Source organism: Nitrospirota bacterium (assembly GCA_016214855.1).
In the GTDB taxonomy this organism is placed as follows: Bacteria; Nitrospirota; Thermodesulfovibrionia; order Thermodesulfovibrionales; family UBA6898; genus UBA6898.
In genome coordinates this window covers 1-15,447 of sequence record JACRMT010000011.1, presented here as the reverse complement: position 1 = coordinate 15,447, position 15,447 = coordinate 1, and the positions used below count along the sequence as shown (strand labels likewise).

General features: G+C 47.3%; 12 protein-coding genes. All 12 read left to right on the top strand.

The window, feature by feature from the left end:
* Position 1: 1 nt before the first annotated feature.
* Complete coding sequence (locus tag HZB62_09900) at positions 2-1,027, top strand: GDP-mannose 4,6-dehydratase (protein MBI5075459.1); 1,026 nt, start codon at positions 2-4, stop codon at positions 1,025-1,027.
* Between the two features lie 272 nt (positions 1,028-1,299).
* Complete coding sequence (locus tag HZB62_09895) at positions 1,300-2,064, top strand: hypothetical protein (protein ID MBI5075458.1); 765 nt, start codon at positions 1,300-1,302, stop codon at positions 2,062-2,064.
* A gap of 106 nt (positions 2,065-2,170) precedes the next feature.
* Complete coding sequence (locus HZB62_09890; protein ID MBI5075457.1) at positions 2,171-3,235, top strand: 6-bladed beta-propeller; 1,065 nt, start codon at positions 2,171-2,173, stop codon at positions 3,233-3,235.
* Between the two features lie 314 nt (positions 3,236-3,549).
* On the top strand, positions 3,550-4,323 hold the full coding sequence (locus HZB62_09885; protein MBI5075456.1) for a cytochrome c3 family protein: 774 nt from the start codon (positions 3,550-3,552) through the stop codon (positions 4,321-4,323).
* A 135-nt stretch (positions 4,324-4,458) separates the two neighbouring features.
* Positions 4,459-5,520, top strand: a complete 1,062-nt coding sequence (locus HZB62_09880; GenBank protein MBI5075455.1) for a peptidylprolyl isomerase — start codon at positions 4,459-4,461, stop codon at positions 5,518-5,520.
* Positions 5,521-5,546: 26 nt separating this feature from the next.
* The gene (locus HZB62_09875; GenBank protein MBI5075454.1) at positions 5,547-7,418 is read left to right on the top strand and encodes a hypothetical protein; all 1,872 of its coding nucleotides are present in this window, start codon (positions 5,547-5,549) and stop codon (positions 7,416-7,418) included.
* An 8-nt stretch (positions 7,419-7,426) separates the two neighbouring features.
* Positions 7,427-8,461, top strand: coding sequence for an SMP-30/gluconolactonase/LRE family protein (locus tag HZB62_09870; GenBank protein ID MBI5075453.1), 1,035 nt, complete (start codon positions 7,427-7,429; stop codon positions 8,459-8,461).
* A 14-nt stretch (positions 8,462-8,475) separates the two neighbouring features.
* Complete coding sequence (locus HZB62_09865; protein ID MBI5075452.1) at positions 8,476-9,249, top strand: ammonia-forming cytochrome c nitrite reductase subunit c552; 774 nt, start codon at positions 8,476-8,478, stop codon at positions 9,247-9,249.
* A gap of 121 nt (positions 9,250-9,370) precedes the next feature.
* Positions 9,371-10,345, top strand: coding sequence for a hypothetical protein (locus tag HZB62_09860; GenBank protein ID MBI5075451.1), 975 nt, complete (start codon positions 9,371-9,373; stop codon positions 10,343-10,345).
* 240 nt (positions 10,346-10,585) lie between these two features.
* Positions 10,586-11,518, top strand: coding sequence for an NHL repeat-containing protein (locus tag HZB62_09855; GenBank protein MBI5075450.1), 933 nt, complete (start codon positions 10,586-10,588; stop codon positions 11,516-11,518).
* Positions 11,515-15,036 carry a CxxxxCH/CxxCH domain-containing protein gene (locus HZB62_09850; GenBank protein ID MBI5075449.1) on the top strand — a complete coding sequence of 1,174 codons (3,522 nt, stop codon included), beginning with the start codon at positions 11,515-11,517 and terminating at the stop codon, positions 15,034-15,036. The genes HZB62_09855 and HZB62_09850 overlap by 4 nt, the downstream gene beginning before the upstream one ends.
* Before the next feature lie 58 nt (positions 15,037-15,094).
* On the top strand, positions 15,095-15,447 hold a 353-nt coding region (locus tag HZB62_09845; GenBank protein MBI5075448.1), incomplete at its 3' end, for a hypothetical protein.

The following is a 15,447-nucleotide window of genomic DNA, read 5'->3' as shown; positions in this document are numbered from 1 at the left end:
CATGAAAACCATGTTAGTGACAGGCGGCGCCGGTTTTATCGGCAGTAATTTCGTTGAGTTCATTTTCAGGAAATATCCTGATTATCATCTCATTGTTCTGGATATGCTTACCTATGCCGGTGACATTGAAAATATCCCTTCTGATATTCGCAATGCAGACCGGTTTGAGTTCTGGTATGGCGATATCAATAACCTTGATCTGGTCAGCGACCTGGTTGCACGGGCTGATATCGTTGTGCATTTTGCAGCAGAGACCCATGTGGCTCGCTCCCTCTATTCCCAGCGGGTCTTTTTTGTTACGGATGTACTCGGGACTCAGTCAGTGGCCAATGCTGTTCTGAAGCATGCAGAACGAATCGAGAGGTTTATCCACATATCCACTTCCGAAGTTTATGGCACAGCAGAATATGAGCCGATGGATGAGCTTCACCCTCTGAATCCGACCAGCCCCTATGCGGCCGCAAAGGCCGGCGCCGACCGGCTTGTCTATTCATATGTCCTGACTCATGATATCCCGGGGGTAATCATCCGGCCGTTCAATAATTTTGGCCCGAGGCAGCATCTGGAAAAGGTTGTGCCGCGGTTTATTACGAGCTGTATTCTCGGAGAACCGCTGACGATCCATGGGGATGGTTCTGCCTCGAGGGACTGGGTGTATGCGGAAGATACGGCCAGGGCGATAGATCTTGCTATCCATGCGCCGCTTGAAAGGGTCAAAGGTGAGGTTTTTAACGTGGGAACCGGGAGAGACATCTCGGTGCTCGAGATCGCAAGGATAATCTCCGCTGAATTCGGGTCAAAGGAACATCTTGATTATATTCAGGAGAGATATGGCCAGGTACAGAAACATATCTCTTCTACCGCAAAAGCCGAGGAGGTCCTTGGGTTCAGGACGAGCATTGTGTTTGAAGACGGGCTGGCAAAGGCGATCCGGTGGTATGCCGATAACAGGCAGCTTTGGGAAAAACACCTGACAATGCGAAAAGTCCCGGTAAAAATGAAAGATGGGTCAGTCATATGGTATTGACATGTGGCAATATCGTCAGATGACTCAGAGATTGTGTGATAGTTTGGGCAGTGTATCGATAATAATATTTCCATTGAAAAAATAGGGTCTATACTCATATAATGAAAAGCATGAAACAGTTAAGTTCAATTCGGGCAAATTTGATTCGGTCGGCAGCATGTTTTATCTTTTTATTCTGTTTTGGTGTCCAGCCAGTATTTGCTGAACCGGTTGACTGCAGTATGTGCCATCCTGATCTTGACAAAAAGAAAACGGTACATGCCGCTATAGGTATGGGCTGTGTAACGTGCCATACCAGCCTCAATGTTACGGACGTGCCGCATAAAGTTACCGGAAAGGTACCAAAGGGCCTCTCTGCTTCTCAGCCTGATATCTGTTATGGCTGTCACGATAAAGGCATCTTCTCAAAGAAAAATGTGCATGCAGCTCTTATGATGGGCTGCACGACATGCCACAACCCTCATTCCGCAGATGCTCAGAAGCTGCTTATCGCTGAAATGCCGGGGCTCTGCTTCAACTGCCATGACAAGACCAAATTTGAAAATAAGACAATCCATGCGCCGGTAATGGGCGGTATGTGTACGAGTTGTCATAACCCGCACAGCGCTGACAATGCAAAACTCCTGTTATCTGAAGCCCCTGACCTCTGTTTTAATTGCCATGATAAGGCGATCTTTTCGAAGAAAAACGTGCATGCACCGGTTGCCGGCGGCATGTGTCTCAGTTGCCATAGTCCCCATGCCACTGCTGAGATGGCATTGCTTAACGACAGGCCTGCGGCGGTCTGTGTCACCTGCCATCCTGATGTTCTGAAAAAGCGGCATGTTGTAGCAGAATTCAGGCATCCGGTTGGATCAATTGAAAAAAGAGATAGTAAAAAAACGACGAAGAAAACGGAAATTAAGGATCCTGCGCGGCCGGAAAAAGAGTTTTATTGCGGGAGTTGCCATAATCCTCACAGTTCCGAATATAGACGACTTATAGTATTCAAGGCAAACTCTTCATTTGAGCTTTGTATCAATTGTCACAAGAAGTGATGCAGTTGTTATATTTGATATCAAATGATATATTACAAGTCGAAAATTATCCGGGGAAATGCAGATGACCAATTCACGATACGATTACCTTAGAGAAAGGGGCTCAGTGAGCAGAAAAACTGAGTGGTTGACCTTTGTTCTCTTCCTCACTCTTTCCCTCATTGTTTCCTGTGCACCGACCTATCAGAAGCCGAACATAGATATGGTCTGGCCCCTTCCTCCGGACGAACCGCGGATACGATATGTTGATACAATCCGGAGCACCCTTGATGTCGGCAAGAAAACCGGTGTTGCTGACGCGCTTTTTGGAGAGGAAAAGGTCGATGCGATGGCAAAGCCTTACGGTGTTGCTGTTGACAAGCAGGGGGTGATTTATGTTTCTGATCCGGGAAAGGTTTTTCTCTTTGATCTGAAAAATAAGTCTTATGATTTTATCGGCACAGAAGCCGGTATCGGAAAGTTATCGTTTCCTGTTGGCATGAGTTTCTCGGAAGACGGCAGACTTTTCGTGACCGATATTAGTCAGGACAGGGTTTTTGTATACAGGGGCAAGAAATATGCCGGCGTTTTCGGCCAGAAGGGTGAGCTTGAGAGCCCCAGCGGAGTTGCTGTTGATGATAAAAGAGGCGTCCTGTATGTTGTTGATTCAAAAAAACATTATGTAGCTGTCTATTCCCTGAAAGACAGTAACTTGATCAGAACAATCGGCAGCCGGGGGACGGCAGAGGGGCAGTTTAATTACCCTTCAAATATAACGATTGATGCTGAAGGAAAGTTGTATGTTGTGGACACCGGCAATTTCAGGGTTCAGGTTTTTGATGCCCAAGGCAAGTTTCTCAGGAAGATTGGGCAGCTTGGAGATTTGCCTGGTACCTTGGCACGGCCGAAGGGTGTGGCTGTTGATTCAGAGGGGCACATCTATGTTGTGGATACAGCATTTTCTAATTTCCAGATATTCGATCAGGAGGGGCATATTCTCCTCTCTGTTGGCGGCCCTGGAGATCCACCGGGAAAGTTCTGGCTTCCGGCTGGCATTGCGATTGATCATGATGATAAGATCTATGTTGTTGATCAGTATCCAGGAGTTGTACAGATATTTCAGTATCTTGGCAAGAAATTTGACAAGAGTCGGGAAACGAAGGAAGCGGGTGAGAAAAAGAAGTCGCCATAGGGGCCATAGGACAGGGGCCGCCCGTCAATCATGGGTGAATAATCGCTTTCAAGTGAGTTAAATGACGCTGAAGACAGTAAGAGTATTTGAATGAATAGTGCTGCTATTACTTTTAATGTTTAATAATAAAGGATTTTTGTTTTTGCAATTTATCCGGGAAACTTGGCATATATTTTGCTGCTTAAATTAGACAATAATGTGCTGTTGATGAAAATAATCAGAATAAAGGAGGTAATAATATTAGTAGTAGTATTGAGTAGATTTTGGATGATGCTGTGGAAATTAATTTATTAACAGAAATTAAGGAGACAACGATGAAAAAAGTAATGATTTTAATGTTTGTAATTGCACTTCTTGCAGTCAGTACCGCAGCATTTGCTGTTGTTTCAACTTCGAGACATAATCTGACTTCTACTCAGATCGATCCAAATGCTCCCCAGACTGCTGATATCGCAGCATCGGTATGCGGTTTCTGCCACATACCTCATGGTGGGGATACCACAATTACGGGCGTTCCTCTCTGGGCAAGAGATTTGAGTGCGATTGCCGGCGCGTTTGTGGTATATGGCGGTACTCTTCCAGGTAACCAGGGTGCTACCCTTGCTACCACCGTAGTGGATCAGCCGGGAGCGAACTCTCTTACCTGTCTGTCATGTCATGATGGAGTCCAGGGCCTCGGTGTTACGTATAAAAATGGTATTGTTACTTCCGGTTTTGCCATGACAGCAAATCCTGGGACCTTGATCGGCGGTGCAAATAATCTTAGTTATACCGGATATGCTACTAATCCCGCATACATGGCTGGTGGAGCTCGGCCCGGATATAATCCGGCTATTGGCGGTCTTTCTGGCGTCGATCTTACGAATGACCACCCTGTTGGTATCGTGTACACGGATGCTGCGCCTAACATAGCAGGCCTGGCAGCTGTCGGAGCCGTTCCAGCAGCACTCAGGCTGTATAATTATGGTCCAGGTGCAAACAACAGAGTTGAGTGCGGCACATGCCATGATCCTCATGATCAGACAAACGGTTCGTTTCTGAGGAGACCGGCAGCTGACCTTTGCGTGGATTGTCACTCATTAAAATAAGAAGTATTAAGTATCAGTGGGCAAAGGGGGCAAGCAACTGCTTGCCCCCTTTGTTTATCCATTGCAATTATAGTTGCCTCTTTTGCTCATGGAAAAGTATAATATTAAAATTTATTGCGTGAGGGGAAAAGGCGCATGAGACAAAATTGGAAGATACGGCTGCAGAAACTCTGGTCATTCTTTTTCTCATGTTGTCTGATTTCCCTCGTCCTCCTGAATTGTTCCCCCGCGTTTTCAGATGAAATAAAAGTATTACCTCCTCAAGCCTCAGCAGCAGCCACCGGGACGGTTCCCCTAAATCCTGCAGTTATCGCCCGTGTCGGAGCTGCAGTTATTACAGATATGGACCTTCAGGAGGCTGTCAGCAAGAAGGTGCAGAATATGTATTCTCATGGTCAGGATCTTACGCAGAAGCCGGCGTACCGGCGCGAGGCCCTGGACGAATTGATTGAGGCACAGCTGATTTATTATGCCGCCTTAAAAGAGGGTCTACAAATTTCGGAAGCTGCAGTGACCGGCGTTGTTGCACAAAATGTGCAGAGTATGGGATCAGAACAGGCATTGCAGGAAGTCTTGAAACTAAGAGGGCTCTCGATGGAAGCCTTTAAGGAAAAAATCAAGACCTACCTGTCTGCTAATGAATTCCTGATAAAACTTTTAAAAAAGAGCGCGTATCTGGAAGAGGAATTAGTAACGTATTATGAGAAACATAGGGAAAGTTTTCGGCGGCCGGCATCTGTTCGTATGCAGAGCATTCTTTTAAAGGTTGACCCATCAGCCATGGAAGATGCCTGGCAGAAAAAGAGGGAAAAGGCTGAGGAACTGCTGAAGAAAATTCAGTCCGGCGAGGACTTCTTTATGATAGCCTATAACAACTCTGATGATCCTTACCGGGTTAAGGGCGGAGATCTTGGCTTTATCCATAAGGGAATGCTTACCCCTGAGGAGTTGGAAACCGCTGCCTTTGCGCTGGAGCCGGGGCAGCTGAGCGGAGTGATCAGGACTATCCACGGCCTGCATATTCTAAAGGCCGGCGAAAAGAGGCCGGGCGAGCTGCCCGAATTTGAAAAGGTGAAGGATGACCTGGCACAAAAACTTCAGAAGCAGCGATTTGATGAAAAAAAGGCGGAGATACTAAAGAGGATGAAAGACGAGCATCCGGTCACTATTATGATAACTATTGACGATAAACCCTGACATGCTATGTCTGATAATGAAACTGCATGATTAAGTATAGAAAAAGCAGTGAGATCAAGATTCTCTTTATTTTTTTTATTTTTTTATTTTTTCCTGTAAAGAATGCCGATGCATTATCCGACAGTTCCCGGCTTCACTCACGGTATTTTCTTTTAACCGGTGATATTTCTGTTGACTATGAGAGGGAATGGGGTGACCGTCGCGAACAGGATAAGCTGAGGCATGAATATCACATTAAACTCAGCGGGTATGTATCTGACCCTCGCCTGGTTATGTTTGAACTTTCAGGCTCCTTTATGCAGGATATACGTAATCCCGGCGTTACAGAAAATACGTATGGTTTTGGCACAAGAATCTTTCTCCTGAATAGCCGGGTATTGCGGGGTCCTCTGGCCTATTTCCCCCAGCCGATACAACTGCGCTTTGACTATAGCACCTCCGGACGTTACACAAGCTACAATTATGGATTGAGTCTTTATTACAATATGCCCGGCAGGTCTCTGGCATTTTTCCGAAACGGTAAGGTCATCTCCCTTGTGAGGCAGTTGCCTGTGGGCTCTTCTGCTTTAGGCAATGAAAATAATGGCAACGCAGGCAATGATGGTACAAGCAGCAACGACAGCAATAATAGCAGCAACATGGCGAACCGAAAGGAAAGAGGTGGGCTTGTGATACCCTTTCCGTCTTTTACGCTCGATTATGACAGGTATATATATGATAACGGCAGTTCAGGATTCAGGTCAGAGAATACCAATCTTGATTTCAGGGCAGTCACCTTTATGAAAAACAGCGATTATTTCTTTGAATATCGCTATATTAATAACACCAATAATTCAGATAATAACGCCTATTCTTTTAAGGAGCATCTTTTCGAACTGCGCGCAGACTATCATTTCCCGGATACAAAGGCTGCCACCACGTTAGATGTCTTTAACCGTATATTTTACCGCTCCGGAGACAGCGGCAGTCTGTTTGACATTTCCAGCCGGGGCATTTGGCTGAAGAGGTTCGGTAAGGATCAAAAAGACAGTCTTTCAATTTTGGGCGGTCTTCGCTACTTTACGGCTGATCTGAGCAGTGGGTACTCAGGTAATGTTGGAAGCCAATATACCCGAAACCTTTCCGAACGTCTCAGTAATACTGTCTCTGTCAGCCTTGGGTATGGCAACACCGAGCGTGATGTTGTGAACAGCCTGTCGGACACGAATGTTGTGGGCAGCGCAGGGGATTACTTTGTGTCAGTTTCTGATTCAATCCGGTATCAGCTGTCAAACAGGCTTACCCTTTCCGGAGTCTTGAGTGCAGGCGGCAGTGATAAGCAGCGGGACTATGGCGCACGCGTTGGTCTTGCCACGAGAACACGGATCGGTACGCTTACGGAATATGCATACAGCCATTCCGGTATAGCCGGCGAAGAGCGGGATATCCAAAGAGTTGGATTTAGTTTCAGTACGCTTCTGCCGGGCAGCATCTATTTGGCATCGCGGAATTTTTATCAGACCGACAGTTTGCAGACAGGGGAAAAAGAAAAGCTGCTCAGTCTCCGCGGCGACATGTACTGGAACGTGCTGGCAGTCAGGTTTAATCTTGGCGCGAATTATCTTTCTATACAAAAGACGGGCGGGCTTGCTGCTGACACGAACACTACGTTGATTTATTTAGGGGTGTCAAGACAGCTTGGCAGAAGGCTTTTTGTGAACGCCCGAATATCGTATGCGAAGGCCAACACAGGTTTGTCAACCCTCGAGTTTGACCCGTCTCTGTCCTGGTCTTTCAGAAAGACCTATTTGACCGCGCGTTACACGCTCAGAAAAACGGAAGGCAGTGGTCAGATGGACCACCGCTTTTCTTTTGCCCTGAGAAGGACTTTTGATCAGGTACTGAGGCCGTTTTTTTAGGGACATGTGTGTTTTCTGAAAAGAAGAGCATCCTCCTGTTTTTTCTGCTGAGCTGCATGATGATGGCTTCCTGTGCTTCACAAAAAGCAGCTATCGACCGCACCGCAGCAGAAACGATCTTTTGGCCGGGACAGCCGGAAAGACCGCGGATTGTCTATCAATGGACAGTATCTTCGTGGGCTTCAGAAGCAGGCCGTTTTTTCGATTTTTTTGCCGGAGGCGTGGGAGGCGACATTACTGATCCGCAGTCTGCTACGCAGTTGATACGACCCTATGGGATATATGCTGATGATCAGGATTCCCTGATTATTGCTGATACGGGTGCTTTCCGTGTCACGATTATCAATACGCGGACAGGTGAGTTGAGCCATATCCTGAAGGCAGGAAATGAGGATCTTCTATCTCCTATCGGCGTGGTCTCATATCAGGGGCGGATATTCATAAGTGATTCTTTATTAAAAAAAGTGTTTATCTTTGATTCGGGAATGAGGCTTGCCGGAACATTTGAGGGTGCGTTTGAGCGGCCGACAGCGCTTGCCCTTGACGCTGAAAGAAAGTATATGTATGTTGCTGATACGGTTGCACATACGATTTATAAATACAATCTTGAAGGCAAACGACTCGGCAGTTTTGGTAAGCAGGGCTCAGAAAAGGGGGAGTTCAATTTTCCTGCCCATCTCTGGGTGGGCGCTCAGGGAGAGCTTTTTGTTACGGACTCGATGAATTTCAGGGTGCAGATATTTTCTCCCCGTGAAGAGTTTCTCGATATGTTCGGTTCGTTGGGCGATGCCTACGGGAATCTTGAAAAACCGAAGGGCATAGCAACGGACAGCGCAGGGAATATTTATGTTGTCGATGCAATAAAAGATATGGTAAAAATGTTTAATAGAGAGGGTAAGCTGCTCCTTTTTTTTGGTGGACAGGGTCAGGATTATGGACAATTGTACCTGCCATCTGGTATTTTTATCAGGAATGATTTTATCTATGTTGCAGATACCTATAACAGCAGGGTGCAGGTTTTTAGATATCTTGGGGCGAAATAAGCATTGAAAAAAACATGATCGGTAGAATTTATTTTATTATATTAATGGTGTTGCACAGCACATCGATCGCTATTGCCGGCATCGCTGCCACGAAGCATAATCTTTCAATGACTGGTCCCGGTGTTGTTAAGTCCGGGGTTGAAGATCGTATCTGTGTTTTCTGCCACACGCCGCATAGTGCCACCGTCAACATTGATGGACTTCATGTCCCGCTCTGGAATCATACCCTTTCGAATGCTGTCTATACATTGTCAGCATCACCGACCATGAAATCAGTGCCCCAGAATCCTCCCGATGGAGACTCAAGACTCTGTCTGAGTTGTCACGACGGGACAGTCGCTATAGGATCAGTTGCCCGTTCCGGGTACTCTCCAAGCATAATTAATGTAGAGGGGACCGGCACTGGCGGAGTCATGCCGGGAGTGGCCGGAGACCCTGGTTCATCAAATCTCGGCACTGACCTGAGCGGTCATCACCCTGTTTCTCTTGAGGTTAATACTGCGCTGATAAACGCCAAGAATACCCAATGCAATGACCCGGTCTCGCCGATCAGCTGGAGGGTATGTTTTCCTTCTGCCGGTAATGCGGTGAAGATGAGGCCGACCAATAATTTGTATGGAGCCGGTTCCCACACAAAGACCGGCGTGCAGTGCTCATCCTGCCACGATCCGCATGAGGACTCGCCCTCTGGCAACAAATTTCTCAGAGTTGACATTAGTGATCCGGTTCTGGGCATAGATCCGCTCTGCCTTGCCTGTCATCGGGACTGTGATCTGGCATGTCCATGAAAGAGCGCGCTTTGTGAGAAAACTTTCGATATTGCTATTTCTGACATCTGTTTTTTTCCTAATGTTCTTTGCTGGAGATATCGGGTATGCTGGTAAAGGAACCCATCTGGATAGAGCTAAGGTGCCAGGAGGGTGCGGTGCCTGCCACAGGGGGCATGGCAAGCGGGGAACTTCCATGCTTAAGCAGCCGAAAGATGAAATCTGCTTTTCCTGCCACGGGTTTGACTCGCGGAATAACGGCGAAAAATCGGGCCTGGACATCTATTCAGTTGTCATGAAGAATTCAAACCATCCTGTTATCCAGACCTCGTATAAACATGTGCCGGGTGAGCGCATGCCGGATAGCTCTATGGGAGCTTTGCGGCATGTTTCCTGCTATGACTGCCACAATATGCATAAAACGGAAAAGGGAAACACCATCAAGGGGCTGAAAGGGTATTCCGGCAGAGGAGCGGCGGTCAGGCAGGTCAGAAATGAATATGAGGTCTGTTATAACTGCCACGCTGACCAGGGAAATCCCTCCATCGAACAGGGTAATATTGCCCTTGCATTTGCCCCGACGAATGCGTCGTTTCATCCTGTTGAGACTTTTGGGAAAAATTCTTTTGTTCCAAGTCTGCGGAAAGGATATACGCGCTCAAGCACCATATCCTGCTCTGACTGTCATGGCAATGATGATCCATCAGGGCCAAAGGGCCCTCACGGCTCGATCTATGAGCCTATTTTAAAATATCGCTATTTACGCACTACCGGATCTGAAAGCTCTAAGGCTTATGAGCTTTGTTATTCCTGTCATGAGAGATCCAGCATCCTCGGCGATGAGAGCTTTAAGGCCCACAAGATTCATGTAATCTATAATCAGATCTCCTGTGGTCAATGCCACGATGCGCATGGCAGCAGGTATAATCCTGCGCTGATTAAGTTCGACGCAACAATGGTTTTTCCGAACTCTGCCGGTGAGCTGACCTATCTGTCTGCCTTGCGCGGGAGCCCGCGGTGTTATCTTTCGTGTCATGTCAATGGCCAAAAGTATGAGCATAAACTAAATCAGACACTGACGTATTGTGTTAATAACCGTTGCCTGTCTCAGTGGTAGCTGGTAGATATGTCTCAATGTGCGTGAAATAACTCACATGATACAGGATTATCCGTGTCAACGCTCTTGCGTGAGTTTTGTATCTCATTGGTTTAGAAGGCATTTTTTTAGCTATTCGTTGGGTAAATAAGGCATGTTTTTTGCTTATTTTATTTGTAAATAATATTCGGAGAGCTGAAACAGAGAAAAACTATGGCAATTATATTGGATAAAACAGTTACAATAAGGGGGCGAGAGATTATGGAAAGCAGCTTTAAGAGACAGACAAAGATAGGAGCGCTACTGCTCTTCTGTGCGCTGGCAATGATACTGCCGGCCGTAGGCCAGGCAACTGGGTTGCCGGCGGTTGAGCAGGTGGCGGGCATAACAATGAGCAAGTCTGCTTTATGGTCTCCCGGCAGGCTTTCTGTTGGAACTGACGGAACGCTGTATGTTGTTGATTCTTATAAGAATCATATCCTGAAGCTTGACAGAAACGGCTCCTATATCGGCGATATTTCGTTCCCCCGTGTATCAGCTATAGCCGCTGCCCCTAATGGCACCCTTTATATAGGATCCCATCAGGATTATGCCGTCTCAATAGTCAAGAATGGGCAGGTTGTTGGGTACCTTGGTGCAGGCAAGAATGAATTCCGCTCGATCCGTGACATCTCGCATGACGCTTCGACAGGGCTTATTTTTGTTGTGGACAATGTCGGCAATGCGGTGAGGATATATGATGAGTCCGGTCGTTATATAAATATGATCGAGGGTGTAAATCTGCCGATCGCAATAGAGGTGACTGCTGATGCTGTTTATATTATCGATGCCCCGGTTGTTAAGGATCAGAATTCATTTACAACCGCGTCAAGGATATCAATTTTTGATAAGAATTACAGCCTGATTGGATCAATTCATGACTATGGAAAATCACAGATGTTCCGCCCGACTGATATAGCCTTTGCTGATGGTATACTGTATATAACGGATGCTGCCACGAATGCTGTTGTCCTTTTTGACGAGGCAGGAACCTTGCTGGGAGATATTCAGAGCAATTCCGGTGAACTGCGCACTGCAGTGTCTCTTGCAATGTCTTCAGATGGCATCCTGTATGTAGCGGCAAGTGAAACTCGTAGTATCCTGATGTTTGAGGTAACGCAAATTGCAGCGGTGCAGCAGGGGGGTCAGCAATGAAAAAGATACTGATACTGATCGGAATTCTCCTTGTCGGACTGGCGGTGAGTGTGCATGCTCAAGTTCTCGATGCACCGCACAATGTATCGAGCACTATGATCTGTGCTGATTGCCATAATATAATGCCGAACCCCTACAATGATAGTGTTTGTCTATCATGTCATAACAATGATACGGGCTCCGGGTACAGTAAAAATAGCGCTCCAAAGGTTCTTACCCATTCAAGTACAAATACGAGCAATAAATATGGCATTTGGGAAAGAGACTGTATTGCCTGCCATTTTCGACAGGCTGCAGGTTCGCACGGTCAGCTGCAGCGAATTTCTTATGGTACGCAGACGTATCTGGTTACGGGCACAGTCACTTCTGTTGCGACAAATCCAGACGGCTCAACAACCTATGGCTATAATAATAAAGTTGTAAACAATGCTGCCTGGACTGACGCAGCGACATGGGGCAAGAAATCGGCTAATGCCGCGGGAGGAACTGAGCGCGGGCTGATATTTTATAAAACTCCAATATCAGGGACCCCTGTTGCGGGAAAAATTGTCTCTGCAACGGATACGTCGATCACTGTAACCGGCAACCCTGGTGCAGTCTCTGTTGGCAATACCTTTGCCCTTATTTATGGTCAGTTTGTTCGTACGTCAGTGCTGGGTGCCGACAATGTTAATAAGGTTGTAAAATTTTTCTCTAATACGGGACAAAATTCATTTGCTTACGATGAGAGCTTAACTGGTACAGACCCGACACCAAACGGCATATGTCAGGTCTGTCATACTCTGACTGAGCACTGGCGCGCAGATGGCTCGCGATCTGCTCAGGGGGTGCATGCATCTCAGAACGGCGCAAATTGTGTGACTTGCCATAAGCACGAAGAAGGATTTCAGGCAGCCGGTTGTAATACCTGCCACGGTTTCCCGCCCATTAACGCCACTGCTGGCGGACCTGATGGGCTGGTAAGCAGTCCTGCAGCGACCGGGTCGATTACGGCCGGAGCTCATAATCGTCATTTCAATGGGTTAGGTATAGATTGCGCTGACTGCCACTATAACAGCAGGGGCTCAGGTCCAACACATAATGATGGCACTATTCAGGCTGTTACAATCGGATTTTCTCTCTTTAGTGGTGCAATTCAGGGCGGCAGTTATGATGGCCAGTCTGGCGTTGATTATAATTATACTGGAACCTCCACAGTCTCCAATACAGGCACCATGCAATGCGGCAACCTATACTGCCATAGCACAGGTCAAGGTAGTAACGGAGGCGCTCTTACGTCAGGAGATTATAAGACTCCGACCTGGACCGGAAGCGTTGTCTGCGGCGATTGTCATAAAGCAGTCATGGATTCAGGTAGTCATACGGCGCATATTGGCGCACCGCTTTCAAAGACCTGTTCCGAATGTCATAAGAACGCAGGGGAAGGCACCGCCAGCCACGCGAATGCTGTTATCGAAGTAGCATTTAACGCTGATCCTTTCAGTAATTCCGCATCATATAGCCAGACGCCAAATACGCCTGGAAACGGATATGGAACTTGTGCAACGGTGTACTGTCACAGTATAGGGCAGAGAAGTGGTGGAGCGCCGATGCTTGCGGGAACTTCAGATTATAAAACGCCTTCATGGGGTGGAGCAGCAACTACCTGTGGAAGTTGTCATGCGTCACCAATGACATCAGGCAGCCATACCCAACATCTGAGTGTGGCAGGCTATAACTGTGCGACCTGTCATACGAATGCAGGGTCTGGCACTATTAAACATGCTGACGGCAGCATTGATACTGAATTCAATGCAGCGCAGGCCGGCGGTGCCGGCTCATACTCACAGGCCGGCGCACCCGGTAATGGATACGGCACATGTTCGACAGTATTCTGTCATGGGACAATATCTCCGCAGTGGGGTACAGATTTGACGGGAATCGATACATGCACAAAATGTCACGGAACACCGACGATAGGTGTTGCTCCTGATTATGCTAAGGCTCCTCCTGCTGATACTGCTGGTAATACCCTTGCAACAGGCAGCGTAGTAGGCGCGCATCAGACGCATCTCCGGGCGCTGAGTAATATAGCTAACCCTGTTGCCTGTAATGAGTGTCATAAGGTTCCGGCAACAGTGACTGAGGCCGGCCATATAGATTCAGCACTTCCGGCTGAACTTACCTTTGGCAGTCTTGCAAAGACAGGGAGTATTTCTCCTGTATATTCGGCTGGTCAGTGTTCAACGACCTACTGTCATGGCGGTGCCATGCCAAAGGGAACATCCGATGGCGCAAACAGGACGCCGTCCTGGAATGATACAAGCTACCTGACCGGCGATCCATTACATGACTGTGCGCAATGTCATGGCTATCCGCCGGCAGCAATTGCAGCTCATAATGGTGCGGGACCGACATCCTGTATTATCTGCCACGACCATGTGAATAGCGCTGGAACCGGATTTGTCGATGTGACAAAACATATCAATGGAACAATGGATGGTGGGGCAGATAACTGTTCAGACTGCCATACGAATGCGAACCTCAGCTTAACGCATCAAAAGCATGTTGATGTCACGACTATACTTGCAGGCAAGAAGCTGTCCCTGAATAATTACGGTGAGGTCTGGTTCTACGGGGTGAGCTATGTGAGCGGTAATCCCAAGTTTGGCTGCGGGTATTGCCACCCCAGTACAGTTGCTACGCATATGAATGGAATTAAGAATCTGAATTTTGATGCGTATGATGTTGCTGCATCTGGGACAGTAAAGGCGAAAAATGCAGCGCCAGAGGCTTATACTCAGAATACAGGGGTCAGTGTAATCTGCTCAAGCATATACTGCCATAGCAACGGCTATGACGACGGCACAGGATATGGATATCAGACAACACCTGATTGGTATGGCGGAGCCTTTAGCGGAGACAAGTGTGCCAACTGTCACGGAAACTCACCGAACAGCGGCGGAAAGCCCGGGTCTCTTTCGCACTATAATCCAAATTACATGGGCATGGGCGTTGTCGGCGGCCACTTTGTCGGTATCCATTATAAGAATGTTTTTACCGGAACAACCGGTTTGAGCAAAGATGCTAGCCTGAGGCAGAATGCCCATGGAACTGATGCCACATCAACCACAATTAACTGCCAGACCTGTCATAACTCAACGGTGTCGACTGTCGGTAACGATCTGAATACTGTATGCTCCTCTTGCCATACCTCACCTTCAAAGGGGACTATGAGCATTGATGCCTTATCAACGACCCATATCAATGGAACTCCTGATGTTGGGTTTGCTGCGGGAACCATTAATTCAAAGGCACAGATCAGAGATGACATAACAAGCGTTACTGAATTGAACAACAGTTGGCTCCGAAATAATGGTTATAAGGGAGGCATTACTTCCTCCGACGGATCCAAGACTGCAGCATCGTACAATCCGGGAAGCAAGTCATGCAGTTCAGTGGCATGTCATAACGGAAACTCGGTGACATGGGGCGCCATAAATATAACCTGTAACTCGTGCCATACGAGTTTGCCATAAGGTGGGGGGAACTATGAACGCGCGCAGATACAGGATACATGGCGGGATGAAATCTGAAATGAGACAAAATACTTCGATGATCGGAAGAGAGGTGAGGGCTGACATGAGAGGACTTTATGAAAATGAAGGTCAGAAGAGAAAAGGCGCTGATAATCAGCGTCAGCTTAGGCAGTCTTCTCATCTCGGGATAATGCTCATGGCAGCAATTGCCCTTATCCTTGTCTTTGCTCTTGCCGTTCCAGCCACTGTAAATGCTGCGACCTCAGGACCGAACAGCCCTACCTTGGCAGCAAATAATACTTCTATTGGTACGAATGCATGGGCGACGCCTGCCAATGCTCTGACGTCGGATAATGCATATGCAACAGCTGCTGCGTTGTCAAATCTCAAGGTAACGAACTATCTTCTTGC